This window comes from Luteococcus sediminum (assembly GCF_054783495.1).
On record NZ_BAAGQL010000005.1, the window covers coordinates 241,384 to 255,866 of the forward strand.

At 69.7% G+C, this 14,483-nt stretch carries 15 protein-coding genes and 1 pseudogene; 8 read left to right on the forward strand and 8 right to left on the reverse strand.

Going from position 1 to position 14,483, the window contains the following annotated elements:
* Positions 1 to 26: 26 nt before the first annotated feature.
* The 5 genes from ACYVKA_RS03790 to ACYVKA_RS03810 all read left to right on the forward strand — a co-directional run bounded on the left by ACYVKA_RS03790 (position 27) and on the right by ACYVKA_RS03810 (position 4,654).
* Entirely contained in the window at positions 27 to 617 is a 591-nt protein-coding gene (locus ACYVKA_RS03790) for a DNA-3-methyladenine glycosylase I (protein ID WP_460703084.1), read from the forward strand.
* 84 nt (positions 618 to 701) lie between these two features.
* Entirely contained in the window at positions 702 to 1,346 is a 645-nt protein-coding gene (locus ACYVKA_RS03795) for an SDR family oxidoreductase (protein WP_460703086.1), read from the forward strand.
* 126 nt (positions 1,347 to 1,472) lie between these two features.
* Positions 1,473 to 2,645 carry a glycosyltransferase gene (locus ACYVKA_RS03800; protein WP_460703088.1) on the forward strand — a complete coding sequence of 391 codons (1,173 nt, stop codon included), beginning with the start codon at positions 1,473 to 1,475 and terminating at the stop codon, positions 2,643 to 2,645.
* Between the two features lies 1 nt (position 2,646).
* Positions 2,647 to 3,705, forward strand: coding sequence for a hypothetical protein (locus tag ACYVKA_RS03805; RefSeq protein WP_460703090.1), 1,059 nt, complete (start codon positions 2,647 to 2,649; stop codon positions 3,703 to 3,705).
* 10 nt (positions 3,706 to 3,715) lie between these two features.
* Positions 3,716 to 4,654 carry a glycoside hydrolase family 130 protein gene (locus ACYVKA_RS03810; RefSeq protein WP_460703092.1) on the forward strand — a complete coding sequence of 313 codons (939 nt, stop codon included), beginning with the start codon at positions 3,716 to 3,718 and terminating at the stop codon, positions 4,652 to 4,654.
* A 31-nt stretch (positions 4,655 to 4,685) separates the two neighbouring features.
* On the opposite strand, the gene ACYVKA_RS03815 is transcribed toward ACYVKA_RS03810, so the two are convergent.
* The 4 genes from ACYVKA_RS03815 to ACYVKA_RS03830 all read right to left on the reverse strand — a co-directional run bounded on the left by ACYVKA_RS03815 (position 4,686) and on the right by ACYVKA_RS03830 (position 8,753).
* The gene (locus ACYVKA_RS03815; RefSeq protein ID WP_460703094.1) at positions 4,686 to 5,360 is read right to left on the reverse strand and encodes an alpha-ketoglutarate-dependent dioxygenase AlkB family protein; all 675 of its coding nucleotides are present in this window, start codon (positions 5,358 to 5,360) and stop codon (positions 4,686 to 4,688) included.
* Between the two features lie 72 nt (positions 5,361 to 5,432).
* Positions 5,433 to 6,503, reverse strand: coding sequence for an ACR3 family arsenite efflux transporter (gene arsB / locus ACYVKA_RS03820; protein ID WP_460703096.1), 1,071 nt, complete (start codon positions 6,501 to 6,503; stop codon positions 5,433 to 5,435).
* Between the two features lie 73 nt (positions 6,504 to 6,576).
* Positions 6,577 to 8,172 carry a SulP family inorganic anion transporter gene (locus ACYVKA_RS03825; RefSeq protein WP_460703098.1) on the reverse strand — a complete coding sequence of 532 codons (1,596 nt, stop codon included), beginning with the start codon at positions 8,170 to 8,172 and terminating at the stop codon, positions 6,577 to 6,579.
* Positions 8,173 to 8,339: 167 nt separating this feature from the next.
* Positions 8,340 to 8,753 carry a helix-turn-helix domain-containing protein gene (locus ACYVKA_RS03830; RefSeq protein WP_460703100.1) on the reverse strand — a complete coding sequence of 138 codons (414 nt, stop codon included), beginning with the start codon at positions 8,751 to 8,753 and terminating at the stop codon, positions 8,340 to 8,342.
* A 99-nt stretch (positions 8,754 to 8,852) separates the two neighbouring features.
* Between ACYVKA_RS03830 and ACYVKA_RS03835 the strand changes: the two genes are divergently transcribed.
* The 3 genes from ACYVKA_RS03835 (at position 8,853) to ACYVKA_RS03845 (ending at position 9,999) form a co-directional block, all read left to right on the forward strand.
* A complete protein-coding gene (locus tag ACYVKA_RS03835) occupies positions 8,853 to 9,185 on the forward strand; it encodes an ArsR/SmtB family transcription factor (protein WP_460703102.1) in 333 nt (110 codons plus the stop codon).
* Entirely contained in the window at positions 9,182 to 9,601 is a 420-nt protein-coding gene (locus tag ACYVKA_RS03840) for an arsenate-mycothiol transferase ArsC (RefSeq protein ID WP_460703104.1), read from the forward strand. Before ACYVKA_RS03835 ends, ACYVKA_RS03840 begins: the two co-directional genes overlap by 4 nt.
* Positions 9,602 to 9,666: 65 nt before the next feature.
* Entirely contained in the window at positions 9,667 to 9,999 is a 333-nt protein-coding gene (locus ACYVKA_RS03845; RefSeq protein ID WP_460703107.1) for a hypothetical protein, read from the forward strand.
* A gap of 6 nt (positions 10,000 to 10,005) precedes the next feature.
* Here ACYVKA_RS03845 and ACYVKA_RS03850 read toward each other — a convergent pair whose 3' ends face one another.
* The 4 genes and pseudogenes from ACYVKA_RS03850 to grcA2 form a co-directional block, all read right to left on the reverse strand.
* Complete coding sequence (locus tag ACYVKA_RS03850; RefSeq protein ID WP_394277202.1) at positions 10,006 to 10,797, reverse strand: hypothetical protein; 792 nt, start codon at positions 10,795 to 10,797, stop codon at positions 10,006 to 10,008.
* Entirely contained in the window at positions 10,794 to 11,696 is a 903-nt protein-coding gene (locus ACYVKA_RS03855; RefSeq protein WP_460703109.1) for an ABC transporter ATP-binding protein, read from the reverse strand. Before ACYVKA_RS03855 ends, ACYVKA_RS03850 begins: the two co-directional genes overlap by 4 nt.
* 103 nt (positions 11,697 to 11,799) lie before the next feature.
* Positions 11,800 to 12,519, reverse strand: coding sequence for a pyruvate formate-lyase-activating protein (gene pflA / locus ACYVKA_RS03860; protein ID WP_460703205.1), 720 nt, complete (start codon positions 12,517 to 12,519; stop codon positions 11,800 to 11,802).
* A 9-nt stretch (positions 12,520 to 12,528) separates the two neighbouring features.
* Positions 12,529 to 14,441: pseudogene (grcA2, locus tag ACYVKA_RS03865) on the reverse strand (autonomous glycyl radical cofactor GrcA2).
* Positions 14,442 to 14,483 lie beyond the last annotated feature (42 nt).

A 14,483-nucleotide genomic window follows, 5' to 3' on the forward strand; every position in this document is an offset into this window, starting at 1 on the left:
TCGGTGCCGCCTGTCACCATGGGGGCATGGGTGACCTGGTGACCGGTGAGGACGGCCTGGCACGTCCGGCATGGGCGGCGCACGACGAGCTGCTGCGCCACTACTACGACACCGAGTGGGGCTTGCCGGTGCGCGACGAGCGCGGCAAGTTCGAGCGGCTGAGCCTGGAGGCCTTCCAGTCGGGGTTGAGCTGGGCGACGATCCTGCGCAAGCGGGAGAACTTCCGCGCTGCCTTCGCGAACTTCGATCCCGACGCGGTGGCCGCTTTCAGCGACGCCGACCGGGAGCGCCTGATGGCCGATGCCGGCATCGTGCGCAACCGCCGCAAGGTCGACGCGACCATCACCAATGCCCGCGCGACGGTGGCGCTGCGCGAGCAGGGTGGCCTGGCGGACTTCGTCTGGGGCTTCCAGCCCTCCCGGACGCCCGCGCCGCGGAGCTCCGGCGAGGTGCCCACCACCTCGCCGGAGTCGCTGGCCCTGTCGAAGGCCTTGAAGAGGGCGGGTTTCGCGCACGTGGGCCCGACGACGATGTTCGCACTGATGGAGGCGGTGGGCATCGTCGACACCCACCTGGTGGGCTCCTGGCGACGCGGCAGCTCCGGCGTCTGGGCCTGAGCCGGATGGCCGCCGGGGAATAGGAATGGGCCCGTCAGCGTTGTCCACAGGACAGATGTAGCCCGACCACAAGAGAGGCACCACATGTCCCAGATCACCATTATCGGAGGCCACGGCAAGGTGGCCCTGCTCGCTGCTCCCCTGCTGGTCGAGGCCGGCCACCAGGTGCGCAGCCTGATCCGCAATCCCGAGCAGGCCGAGGACGTGGCCGCCACCGGCGCCGAGCCGGTCGTGGCCGACGTGGAGCAGCTGGGCACCGAGGAGCTGGCCGAGCTCTTCGCCGGCACCGATGTGTTGGTCTGGTCAGCCGGCGCCGGCGGGGGCAGCCCCGAGCGCACCAGGGCCGTCGACCAGGACGCGGCGATCCGTTCCATGGAGGCCGCCCAGCAGGCCGGGGTCGGCCACTACGTGATGGTCAGCTATTTCGGCGCGAGGAAGGACCACGGGATCAGCCCCGACAACTCCTTCTTCGCCTATGCCGAGGCCAAGGCGGCCGCCGACGAGCACCTGCGCGGCAGCGAACTGGCCTGGACCATCCTGATGCCGAGCACCCTGACCCTCGACGAGCCGACCGGCACGATCGAGCTCGGCGCCGCCGAGGCGGGGCAGGTCAGCCGTGCCAATGTGGCCGCCGTTCTGGCCGAGACGGTGCGTCGCGGCACCGGGCTGGCCGGGCGCGAGCTGCCCTTCAATGACGGCTCCACGCCGATCGAGGACGCGCTGGCCTGACCAAGGTCGCACGGGTCCGGTCATTCCGGGCCGGCGCATCAACCCCCTAGTGTGTGTTGCCGCGGGCTGCGGTGTAGGACAATGTGTCCACCGCACCCGCGGCACACCATGCACGAAGGGGACCACATGCACGTCATCATCATCTCGACCTACCCGCCCCGACAGTGTGGGATCGCCACCTTCTCCCGCGACCTGCGCCGCGGAATGCTGGCTGCCGACCCGGCGGCGACGGTGGACCTGGTGGCCTCGCTGCAGCCCGACGCCGACCCGGACCAGCAGCGTGAGGAGGTGCTCGCCACCTTCTGGCAGGCCGAGTCGGGTGACTACCCCGCCGTCGCCGGCAAGCTCAACGAGCTCGGCCCCGATGCGGTGGTGATCGAGCACGAGTACGGCATCTACGGCGGGCCCGACGGGCAGGACGTGGTCGAACTGGCCAGCCGGCTGGAGGTGCCGTTGGCCGTCACCCTGCACACCGTGCTCAGCGAGCCGAGCCCCCACCAGCGCGAGGTGCTCGACGCGCTGCTGGACCAGGCCAGGTGGATCTTGGTCTTCTCCCCGCGGGCCCAGCAGATCCTCACCGCCGCCCGCCCCGAACTGGCGCCGCGCATCCACGTGGTGCCGCACGGGGCGCCCACCGAGCTGCTGCCCGGCGAGGGCGTCGACTCCGACGAACAGCGCCGGGTGCTGCGCGAGGAGATGGGCCTGGACACCGAGGGCCGCACCATGCTGTCCACCTTCGGCCTGCTCTCGCCCGGCAAGGGACTGGAGCTGGCGATCCGGGCGATGCCGACGATCGTCGAGCGCCATCCCGAGGTGCTCTACGTGATTGCCGGACGCACCCATCCCGAGATCGTGCGACGCCACGGGGAGGCCTACCGCGAGGAGCTGGTCGCCCTGGTGGAGGAACTGGGGATGGGCGAGCACATCGCCTTCGCCGACGGCTACCTCAGCGACGAGCAGCTGCAGTCCCTGCTGGGCTGCACCCAGATCTTCGTCACCCCCTATCGCGGCCGGGAGCAGATCGTCTCGGGCGCGCTGACCTTCGCCCTGGCCGCCGGCTGCGCCGTGGTGGCCACCCGCTACCTCTATGCCGAGGACATGCTCGCCGGCGGTGCCGGCTGGCTGGTCGACTTCGACGACCCACAGGCGATCGCACGGGCCGTCAACGTGGCCCTGGATGATCCCGAGAAGCTGGCCGCCGCCCGCAGCGCGGCGCGCGCCATCGGCTCCGAGATGGCCTGGCCGACGGTCGGGCGCACCGTGCTCGACCTGCTGGGCGATCCGGACGGGCAGGCCTGAGGTGGCGCGCGACTGGCAGCACTACCTGCGCCCCGACCATGTGCTGGACCTGCAGGACTCGACCGGGATCGTGCAGCACGCCGACGGCGCGGTGCCGGCCTGGCGCACCGGCTACTGCACCGACGACGTCGCCCGCATGGTGGTGGTGGGCTGCGGCCTGCACCGTCGCCGTCCCAGTCGGGACAGCCGCAGGATGGTGCTGCAGGGGCTGGCCTTCCTGCGGGCCGCCGCTGAGAACTCCGACGGCCGGGGGCTGCGCAATTTCATGGACTTCGAGCGTCGCTGGCTCGACGACCCCCACCCCGGCGACCACATCGGCCGGGCGGTGTGGGCACTGGGCGAGGTGCTGGCCGCCTTCGGCGACACGCCCGCGATGCGCACCCCGGCCCGGCTCCAGTTGCAGGCCCTGCTGCCGCTGGCGGCTGCCGGGCTCTCGCCGCACGAGTGCGCCTACTGGGCCCTCGGGCTGGCCCGTGCCCTGCAGGGGCAGGAACTGCCCGAGGTGCGCGCCGCGCTCGGCCGGGTGCTGGAGCGCCTGGATGAGCACTGGGCGGCGCACGAGCGCGAGGACTGGCCGTGGCCCCTGGAGCGGCTCAGCTATGACAATGCCCGCTTCCCGCAGGCGCTGCTGGCTGCCGGGCGCGTCCTGGGCCGCGAGGACCTGGTGGAGCGCGCCACCGTGGTGCTGGACTGGCTGCAGTCGCACTTCTGGCAGGACGAACAGGTGCAGGCGGTGGGCAACCACTGGCTCTTCCCCGGGCAGGACTCCAGCGGCTTCACCGGCGACGAGCAGCCGATCGACGTCGCGGCGCTGTGCGAATGCCTGGCGGAGTTCGTCTGCGATGGGCAGGCCGGGCGCGCCGAGGCCGCCGTCGGCGCCTTCGACTGGTTCCTCGGCGGCAACCGTCTGGGCTTGTCGTTGTACGATTCGGTCACTGCCGGGTGCCATGACGGGCTCGGTGTCGAAGTTCTCAATGACAACCAGGGTGCCGAGTCGACGTTGGCCTTCCTGCAGGCCGCCGTGGCGCTGGAGAAGGCGGGGCTCGCACCCCCGAGGTGACGGAACAGCCATGCCGCATGAGCGAGACGACGAGGACCTGCTGGTCCGCAGTGCCCACAATCCCATCCTGGTCGCCAGCCAGTGGCCCTACCGGGTCAATGCGGTGATGAATGCGGGCGCGGTGGTGCACGAGGGGCAGACCGTGCTGGTCTGCCGGGTGGAGGACCGGCGTGGCTTCTCCCACCTGGCGGTGGCCCGCAGCGATGACGGCACCACCGGCTGGCAGGTCGATCCCGAGCCGCTGCTCGAGGGTGGCGATGCGGGCGCCGAGTGGGGCGTCGAGGACCCGCGCGTCACCTGGGTCGACGAGCTGGACGCCTTCGTCATCACCCACACCATCTACGGCCCGACGGGGGCGCGGGTGGCGCTGTCGCGCACCACCGATTTCCGCAGCGCCGAGCGGATCGCCGTGGTGGGATCGTCGGACGACAAGAATGCCGTGCTCTTCCCTCGCCGCATCGGTGGGCGCTTCGTGATGTTCACCCGACCGGCCCGCGCCGACGAGAAACCGTCGGTCTGGGCCCAGTACTCCGATGACCTGCAGACCTGGGAGCAGGGCGATCGGGTGATGGCCCCGCGCGAGGGCAACTGGTGGGACAGCCTGCGCATCGGTGCCGGCGCTCCCCCGCTGGAGACCGAGCATGGCTGGCTGATGTTCTACCACGGGGTGCGCAGGGCCGTCTCGGGTGACCTCTACCGTGCCGGGGCGGTGCTGCTGGACCTGGATGACCCGACGGTGGTGACGCACCGCTGCGAGGAGTGGCTGCTCTCGGCGCAGGAACCCTATGAGGTGACCGGCGATGTCCCAGGGGTGGTCTTCCCGTGCGGCCTGACCGTCCACGGTGACGAGCTGCGACTCTACTACGGCGCCGCCGACACCTGTCTGGGCGTGGCCCATGGGCGCCTGAGCGCGGTGGTCGACCGGCTGCTGGCCAGCCCGGCGCGCTGAGCTCCTGTCCCAGCCAACACGCCGGGTGCCCTCAGCCGTCCAGGCCGGTGACGCGCAGGGTGATGTTGATCCTGCCCGTCGCCAGCCCGCAGCCCTCGGGGGCGGTGCCGGGGTGCACCTTCGTCACGCCGTGGTAGGCCAGACGTGCCGGACCGCCGAAGACGAACAGGTCGCCGGAGTCGAGCCGCAGGTCGGTCCAGGGCCGGTTGCGGTTGGTGGTGTTGCCCAGCCGGAAGGTGCAGGAGTTCCCGATGGACAGTGAGACCACCGGCGCCAAGGAGCGTTCGTCCTTGTCCTGGTGCATCCCCATCCGGGCGGTGTCCTCGTAGAAGTTCACCAGGGCGGTGTCGGGGGTGTACTGGCCGGCGTCGGGGTCCCCGACGGCCGCGAGCGCCCGGCGGCCGAGGCGCACCATCCAGTCGGGCACGGGAAGCACCCGGTTGCCGTTCACGTCGACGGCCTCGCGGCTGTAGGCATAGGGCCGCCAGTGCCAGCCGAGGCAGACGGTGCGCACGCTCATCTGGTGGCCGCGGATGCTGGCGGCGCGGATCGGCACCGGGCCGTCGGTCCATTCGTGGAAGCGTGCGACCAGCCAGCGTTGCTGTTGCAGGTCGAGGAAGCCGGACAGGTGGTGGGCGCCCTCGGGCAGGCCGGCCGACGCGGTGCCGGGCTGGTCCTGCGGCAAGGGGAAGAGTGCGTCGTCCACGTCAGTCATCCTGCCCGATCTGCCGGTCTTCGCGAGGCGGGCCGGGCGCTGGGTCGTCGCTGGCCAGGCAGCTCACCGGGCGTCGGCGGCGTGCGGGAATCGCCGGCGCAGCCACAGGCTGACGTAGACCAGGCCGACGAGCACCGGCACCTCGATCAGCGGTCCGACGACCCCGGCCAGGGCCTGGCCGGAGCTGACACCGAAGGTGGCGATGGCCACGGCGATGGCCAGCTCGAAGTTGTTGCCGGCGGCGGTGAAGGCCAGCGTCGTCGTGCGCTCGTAGCCCATGCCCAAGCCGCGCCCCAGCAGGTAGCTGAGCCCCCACATGAGGGCGAAGTAGGCCAGCAGCGGCAGGGCGATGCGGGCGACGTCCAGGGGGCGGGTGGTGATCTGCTCCCCTTGCAGGGCGAACAGGATGACGATGGTGAACAGCAGCCCGTAGAGCGCCCAGGGCCCGATCCTGGGAAGGAAGGAGCGCTCATAGGCCTCGCGGCCCCAGCGGCGCTCCCCCAGTCGTCGGGTGAGGTAGCCGGCCAGCAGGGGGATGCCGAGGAAGACCAGGACGCTGCGGGCGATCTGCCAGGGCGAGACCTCCAGGCCGGTCTGTTCCAGGCCCAGCCAGCCGGGCAGCACCGTGAGGTAGAACCAGCCGAGGGCGGCGAAGGCCACCACCTGGAAGATCGAGTTGATGGCCACCAGCACGGCGGCTGCCTCGCGGTCGCCGCAGGCGAGGTCATTCCAGATGATGACCATGGCGATGCAGCGGGCCAGGCCGACGATGACCAGCCCGGTGCGGTACTCGGGCAGGTCGGGCAGCAGCAGCCATGCGAGGGTGAACATCAGGGCGGGCCCGACGAGCCAGTTGAGCACCAGGCTGGCGCCGAGCATCCGGTGGTCGCCGGTGACCGTGTCGAGGCGGTCATAGCGCACCTTGGCGAGCACCGGGTACATCATCACCAGCAGTCCGATGGCGATGGGCAGCGAGACGCCGTCGAGCTCGACGGCGGCCAGCGCGTCGCCCAGACCGGGCACGAGGCGTCCGAGCAGGAGCCCGGCCACCATGGCCACCCCGATCCAGACGGGCAGGAAGCGGTCCAGGGTGGAGAGCCTGGCAGCGACGGGGGTGCTCTCGGGTGGGTTCATGACGACTCCAGATGGATTGACGGTTGTCGATATGAAGCATCGCAGGGCACGCCGACACGCGTCAATCCGTGGCTCAGTCCCCCACGCCCAGACGCCCGGTCAGCTGGCCGTGGCGGGCCGCCGAGGCCTCGTTCAGGCCGATGATCTCCACGCTCTTGCCTTTGCTGGCGTACTTCGACTGGATCGCGTCGAGCGCCGCCACCGTGGAGGCATCCCAGACATGGGAGCCGGACAGGTCGATCACCACATGGGCCGGATCGCCGGCATAGTCGAACTGGTAGACCAGGTCATTGCTGGAGGCGAAGAAGAGCTCCCCGTGGACCCGGTAGACCCGCTGGTCGAGCACCCCGTCACCGTCCACGTCCCGCTCGTCCACCTTCTCCACACGCGAGAAGTGCGCCACCCGGCGGGCGAAGACGACGAAGGCGACATTGACGCCGGTGATGACGCCATAGGCGAGGTTGTTGGTTCCCACGGTGACCACGACGGTCACCAGCATGACGATCGTCTCGCTCCAGGGCATCATCCGCAGCGTGGCGGGGTGGATGCTGTGCCAGTCGAAGGTGCCCACCGAGACCATGATCATCACCGCCACCAGCGCCGCCATGGGGATCCGTGCCACCAGCGGCCCGGCACCGACGACGAGCAGCAGCAGGAAGAGGCCCGCCAGGAAGGTGGAGATTCTGGTGCGCGCCCGCGAGGCCTTCACGTTGATCATGGTCTGGCCGATCATCGCGCAGCCGCCCATGCCGCCGAACAGGCCCGTGACGATGTTGGCGATGCCCTGCCCCCAGGCCTCCCGGGACTTGTTCGAATGGGTGTCGGTCACGTCGTCGACCAGCTTGGCCGTCATCAAGGACTCGAGCAGCCCCACCAGGGCGACGGCGACGGCGGTGGGCGCGATGAGTTCGAGGGTCTCCAGGGTGAACGGCACAGTGGGCAGCACCAGGCTGGGCAGCGAGGTGGGCAGCTCACCCTGGTCGCCCACCGTCGGCATCGTCCAGCCGGCGACGTGGGCCAGCCCCATCACGACGGCGATCGTCACCAGCGGCGCCGGCACGGCCGTGGTGATCCGGGGCAGGCCCACCATGATGACCAGTCCGAGCGCCACCATCGGGTAGACGATCCAGGGGATGTTCGGGCCGACCAGCTGCGGGAGCTGCGCGATGAAGATCAGGATGGCCAGGGCATTGACGAACCCAACCATGACCATGCGGGGAATGAAGCGCATCAGCTTGGCGACGCCGAGCAGCCCCATGGCCACCTGCATCAGGCCTCCGAGCAGGACGGTGGCGATCAGGTAGTCGACGCCATGTCCGCGAGAGATGGGTGCGACGACCAGCGCGATGGCGCCGGTCGCGGCCGAGATCATGGCGGGACGCCCACCCACGATGGCGATGGTGCAGGCCATGGTGAAGGAGGCGAACAGGCCCAGGCGCGGATCGACTCCGGCGATGATGGAGAAGCTGAGGGCCTCGGGGATCAGCGCCAGCGCCACCACCAGGCCGGCCATCACCTCGGTCCTGAGCCGGCGCGGGTCGCGCAGCGCGGCCATCACCGAATCGGCTCCCCCGCCGGCCTCGGGCACAAGCGGGAAGCCCTGCTCCTGGCGTCGCAGGTCGGCATCCGGGGCGGCGTGGCCCTCGCGGGCAGGGACGTGGTGGGGCACGTGACTCCGTTCAGGTTCGATGCCGCGGGAGACTCACGCGGGCAGCTGTGCGCAGGACACATTGACCCTGGGCAAGTTGCCCCAGGACAGGCCGACCCAGGGCAGATTGACGCAAGCGCCCATCCTAACCTCACACGATGTGAGGTTTCGGAGGGGGGGTTGCCGCCTCAGGTGGTGGCGCGACCGCCCCGTGCGCGACGAAGCCGCTGCTGCACCCGGCGGGTCGCCTCGAGCCTCAGCTCCAGCTCGCGTGCAGCCTGGTCCACCACGTCGAGGCAGTTGTCCAGGGCGGCGGGATCGACGCCCTCGTGCCCCAGCTCGAACTGCCGGCACAGGTCGACCACGGCCCCGAGCTCCTCCAGCCCGAGCCCGGCAAGCCGCAAGTGCATCACCAGACGAAGCCTCTGCACCGCCTCGGCGTCATATTCCCGGAAACCGCCCGCAGTACGTCGGGCGGGCTGGACCAGACCGAGGTCCTCGTAGTGGCGGATCGAGCGCAGGCTCAGTCCGGTCAGGGTCGAGACGTCCCCGATGCGCAGCACGCCGTCGGGGATGGGCAGGTCGGGTGGCGAGGTCAGCATCCGGGCTCCTTCACGCTGGAGGGGCATCATCCCATGGAGGGGCGCCAGGCCCCTCGCTGCACATCGAGAACCGTCAATATGGTCCTCTAGGATGCCACCATGACCGAGGCCGACCCCATCGACGAGTGCCCGCCCTCGAGCACTCCCCTGCCACCCGGGCGAGTCGACGACCTCGTGGTCATCACCAAGGCCCTGGCCGATCCGGTGCGGCTGCGCATCTTCCACCACATCGCCGCCAATTCCTGCTCCAGCGTGTGCGCCTGCCACCTGCCCGAGGTCTTCGGCGTGAGCCAGCCGACGCTCTCGCACCACTTGAAGAAGCTGGTGCAGGCCGGCCTGGTGCACCGCGAGATGCGAGGCCGCTGGGCCCACTACACCCCCCGACCCGAAGGCCTCGAGGCCTTGCGAACCTTCCTGGGAGAACTACCGTGAGCGATCGTCCGAGCGTCCTGTTCGTCTGTGTGAAGAATGGCGGCAAGAGCCAGATGGCCGCCGCCCTGGCCCGGCACCGCGCTGGCGACCGGCTCGAGGTGCACTCGGCCGGAACCATCCCAGGCACCAAGCTCAATGCCGAGTCGGTGGCCAGCCTGGCCCGGATCGGCGCCGGCGTCGAGGGCGAGCACCCCAAGCCGATCGACCCCGAGCTGCTGCGCCGCGTCGACCGGGTGGTGGTGATCGGCGGCGAGGCGACCATCGAGCCGGTTGAGGGCATGCGCGGCACCGTCGAGACCTGGCTCACCGACGAGCCCTCGCTGCGCGGGATCGGGGGCGAGGAGCGGATGGACCTGGTCCGCGACGAGCTCGATGCTCGCGTCACGGCGCTGGTCGATGAGCTCACCGGCGCCTGAGAATCCCTGCCTGGGCCGACGTGGACCAAGCCCCACGCAGCCCAACCCCCAGTACGATCCGACACATGATCCTGTGGCAGCCCGGCGTCCAGTGGCTCGACGAGCACACCTCCAGCGACCTCGTCTACACCGTGGTGGTGGCCTTCGACTCGCGCGAGAGCCGCGACGCGGTGCTGCGCGAGGCCGCCCGCGGCCGGTTGAGCTACGGCGATGCCGTCCTGCACGGTGGTGCGGCGCTGGAACCGCGCGGTGAGCGCGAGGTGCTGGCCACCAGCGGCGGCGAGGACGCCCTCGACTCCTTGGAGGGCGCCCTCAACGACACGCTGGGCGGCGCGATCGAGCGCCTGGGCATCACCGCGGTGGAGCTCCTGCAGCAGGAGCGCCGCCTGGAGCGGTGAACCCGCTCACTTCACCTCGCGGCGCAGCACCCGCACCACGCCGACGCTGAAGGGAATGACCACCCAGAACAGCATCGAGGTGGCGAACCTCGCCCACGGGTCCGTGACGGGGTCGATCGGGTCGGCCGACATCGGCGGCGTCGTGGTGCTCACCCACTCCTGGAAGCGTCGCAGCGCAGGCACGCCCATCACCAGGCCAGTCACCAGCGAGGGGACGATGAAATAGGCGGCGATGGCCGCCGGGGTCACCAGGACCAGGAAGCCGAAGGCCAGGCCCATCAGCACACCGACCACCTGTTCGATCCAGCCCGCCAGGTAGTCCCTGCCGGTCAGGTCGAAGTGCACCGGATTGCCTGCCGCACCCATCGAGGCGGCATGTGCGAGGGCAGCAACACCCCAGGCGAGGAGCAGGAAGCCGGTGGCCCAGATGATCGCGGCCAGTGTCTTGGCTGCGATGACCCGCCAGCGTCGCGGCTCCTGGGTGAAGGTGACCAGGGCGGTGCGCTGGGACCACTCATTGCAGGCGGTGATGATGCCCAGCACGGGGATCAGCATGCCCTGCGGGATCGCGGCCGTCTGCACCAGCGTGGTGAAGCCGGCTCCGTCGTGCCGGGAGAACCACAGCACGCCTGCCAGGGCGCCCAGGCTGAGCACGGCGATGGCCACCAGCAGGCCGCGGCCGGCGCGGGTGTCGACCTGCTTGCGCAACTCGACGTGCAGCAGGCGCCCGAAGGACAGGCCACGTCCGGTGGGGCGCTCGGTCACGGGTGCAGCGTGGGTGGCGGTGATGGTGCTCATCGGATCTCCTGGCGGGCGGTGTCCTGGGTGAGGGAGAGGAAGAGTTCCTCGAGGTTGGTCTGGTCGCGTTCGCGCAGCAGCACCAGCGGGATACGACGCTCAATGGCCAGCTGGCCCATGGCGGCGGGCAGCAGGTCGACGTTGAAGGTGCCGTCGGGGCGCTGGTCGATCCGCCCTCCGCTGCTGCGCACGGCATCCACCAGGTCCTGACGGGTGGTGGAGTCGACCACCGAGCCGAGTTCCTTGGCGGCGAGCATCTCCTGCAGCGAGCCCTGGGCGACGATGCGTCCGTGGCCGATCATCACCAGGTCGTGCGCGATCATCTGCACCTCGCCCAGCAGGTGGGAGCTGAGCAGCACCGTGCCGCCGCGCGAGGAGTAGTCGGCCAGCAGCTCGCGCATCCAGTGGATGCCGGCGGGGTCCAGCCCGTTGGCCGGCTCGTCGAGGATGAGCACCTTCGGGTCGCCCATCAGGGCACCGGCGATGCCGAGGCGCTGGCGCATGCCCAGCGAGTAGTCCTTGACCCGACGCTTGGTCTCGGTCTGGGTGAGGCCGACCATCTCGGCCATCTCGGTCACCCGGTCCTTGGAGACGCCGGCAATCAGGCCCGCCAGCCGCAGCACCTCCGCGCCGGTGCGTCCGGGATGCTGGGCGGCGGCATCCAGCATGACCCCGACGTGCTGGATGGGGTTGGGCAGCTCGGCATAGGCGACGCCCAGCACGGTGGCCCGGCCCGAGGTGGGCGGGGTGAGCCCGCACACCATGCGCAGCAGGGTGGACTTCCCGGCGCCATTGGGGCCGAGGAAGCCGGTCACGCGGCCGGGCAGTGCCGTGAAGGACACGTCGTCCACTGCGGTGAAACCGCCGTAGCGCTTGGTCAGGTGGTCGATCTCGATCATGGCTCCAGCCCATCACGGCAAGGGTTCGCGCCATGTCAGCCAGATGGTTGACCTTCGGCGTCAGAGGGAGGACATTTCGGCCTCCCGCCGCACAGGGTCGGGGTCAGTAGACGGTCACGCCCACATCGCGGAACTGGCCCCGCACCCGCTCCAGCAACTCCGCCGAGGGCGGGGAGGCGTCGGCCAGCGGGTAGTCGATGCCCAGGGAGTCGTACTTGTCGCGGCCCATCTGGTGGAAGGGCAGCACCTCCACGCGCGAGACATTGCCCAGGGTGGCGACGAAGTCCGCGACGGCCTGCACATTGGCCACCTCGTCGGTCAGCCCCGGCACCAGCACATAGCGCACCCAGGTCTCGATTCCCCGCTCGGCCAGACGACGGGCGAAGCGCAGGGTCGGTTCCAGCTCCTGCCCGGTCACCCGACGATAGGTCTCCGGATCGCCGGACTTGATGTCGAGCAGCACCAGGCCGAGGTCGTCGAGCATCTGGTCCGTGACATCGGCGCCCAGGAAGCCGCAGGTGTCGATGCAGGTGTGGATGCCCATCTCGTGGGCGGCGTGCAGCAGGTTGCCGACATAGCGGGCCTGCATCATCGGCTCACCGCCGCTGATGGTGATGCCGCCACCGGTGGCGCGGAAGATGCCGCGGTAGCGCGAGATCCTCGCCACCATCTCGTCGAGCATCACCGGGGTGCCCTTGGCGGTGAACCAGGTGTCGGGATTGTGGCAGTACTGGCAGCGCAGCTCGCAGCCGGCCATGAAGACGGTCATCCGGGTGCCGGGGCCGGGACGGGCCCGGTGGCGGGGTGGGTGTTGTTGCCCGATGCCAAGGCGTCAGGAGTTCTGGTGGAAGGTGCGGCTGATCACGTCGCGCTGCTGGTCCTTGGTGAGCTTGACGAAGTTCACGGCATAGCCCGAGACGCGCACGGTCAGGTTCGGGTAGTTGTCCGGGTTCTCCATCGCGTCCTCGAGGGTCTCGCGGTTCAGCACGTTGATGTTGGCGTGGTAGAGCCCCGGCCGGGTGCCGCGCTTGGCACGGTTGGCGTTCATGTCGGCCAGGCGCTCGTCGAAGGTCTTGGTGCTCATGGTGTGTGCCTTTCGGTGGGTGGTGGGTCAGAGTGCGGGTTCGAAGCCGGCGTCGAGGATGCCGACCAGGTTGGTCACCTGCTCGTCCTTGGTGCGGCCCAGGCCCGAGGGGGTGATGGTGTTGGCGAGGCTGATGCCGTCCAGGGCGTCCTCGTAGTCGAGCTTGCCGACGCTCAGCATGCTGGCGACCATGCCGTGGTTGTCGGCCCCGTTCTCCGGGTTGGCGCCCGGGGCGAAGGGGGTGTCCTTGGTGTGGCCGCTGGGGAAGGAGCCGGTGTTCTTGCCGTGGACAACGTTCGAGGTGATGGTCAGCACGCTCTGGGTGGGGATGGCGTCGCGGTACATCTCGATCTGCTGGATCTTCTCCATCACGGTGTGCACCACGACGGCGGCGATCTCGTCGGCGCGGTCGTCGTCATTGCCGTAGACGGGGAAGTCGCCCTCGGTGATGTAGTCGACCACCAGGCCGGTCTCGTCGCGCACAGGGGTCACGGTGGCGTACTTGATGGCGCTCAGCGAGTCGGCGACGATACTCAGCCCGGCGATGCCGCAGCCCATGGTGCGCACGATCTCGGAGTCGTGCAGCGCCATCTCGATCGACTCGTAGGCGTAGCGGTCGTGGCAGTAGTGGATGATGTTGAGCGCCTCGACGTAGGTGCCGACCACCCAGTCCAGCATCTGCTCGTAACGGGCCCAGACGTCGTCGAAGTCGAGCGGGCCGTCGCCGGTGACCGGTTCGAAGCCCTCGACGACCTGCGTGCCGGTCATCTCGTCGCGTCCGCCGTTGATGGCATACAGCAGGCTCTTGGCGGCGTTGACGCGGGCGCCGAAGAACTGCATCTGCTTGCCGACCTTCATCGGGGAGACGCAACAGGCGATGGCTGCGTCGTCGCCCCAGTGCTGGCGGATCTGGCGGTCGGCCTCGTACTGCACCGAGGAGGTCTCGATGCTGATCGCCGCGCACAGGTCCTTGTAGCCCTGCGGCAGCGCCGGGTCCCAGAAGATCGTGATGTTCGGCTCCAGGGCGGGGCCGAGGTTGCGCAGGGTCTGCAGCAGGCGGAAGGAGGTCTTGGTCACCAGGGTGCGGCCGTCCTCATCCAGGCCGGCATCGCTCCAGGTGGCCCAGTAGGGGTCGCCGGAGAAAATCTGGTCGTAGTCGATGGTGCGCAGGAAGCGCACGATGCACAGCTTCAACACCAGGCGTCGACGATCTCCTGGGCGCCCTCCTCCGTGAGCGTCCCGGCGGCCAGGTCGCGCTCGAAGTAGATGTCGAAGAAGGCCGACAGGCGGCCGAAGCTCATCGCGGCGCCGTCCTGGCTCTTGATGCTGGCCAGGTAGCCGAAGAAGGTCCACTGCACGGCCTCCTGCGCGGTGCGGCCGGAACGCGAGATGTCGAAGCCGTAGCTGGCGGCCATCGTCTTGAGCTTCTTCAGCGCCTTGATCTGCTCGGAGTGCTCCTCGCGGAAGCGGGCCCAGTGCTCGTCGAAGGGCTTGTCCGCGACGGAGTCCTTGGCCTGGTTCTTCTCGGCGATCAGGGCGTCGACACCGTAGAGGGCGACGCGGCGGTAGTCGCCGATGATGCGGCCGCGGCCGAAGGCGTCCACCTCGGCCGGGGTGACGGTGTCGACGTCGTAGACGCGCTTGGCGCGCTCAACCGACAGGTAGTCCTTCTCGAGGGTCTCGAAGGTGCGCTGGGTTTTCTC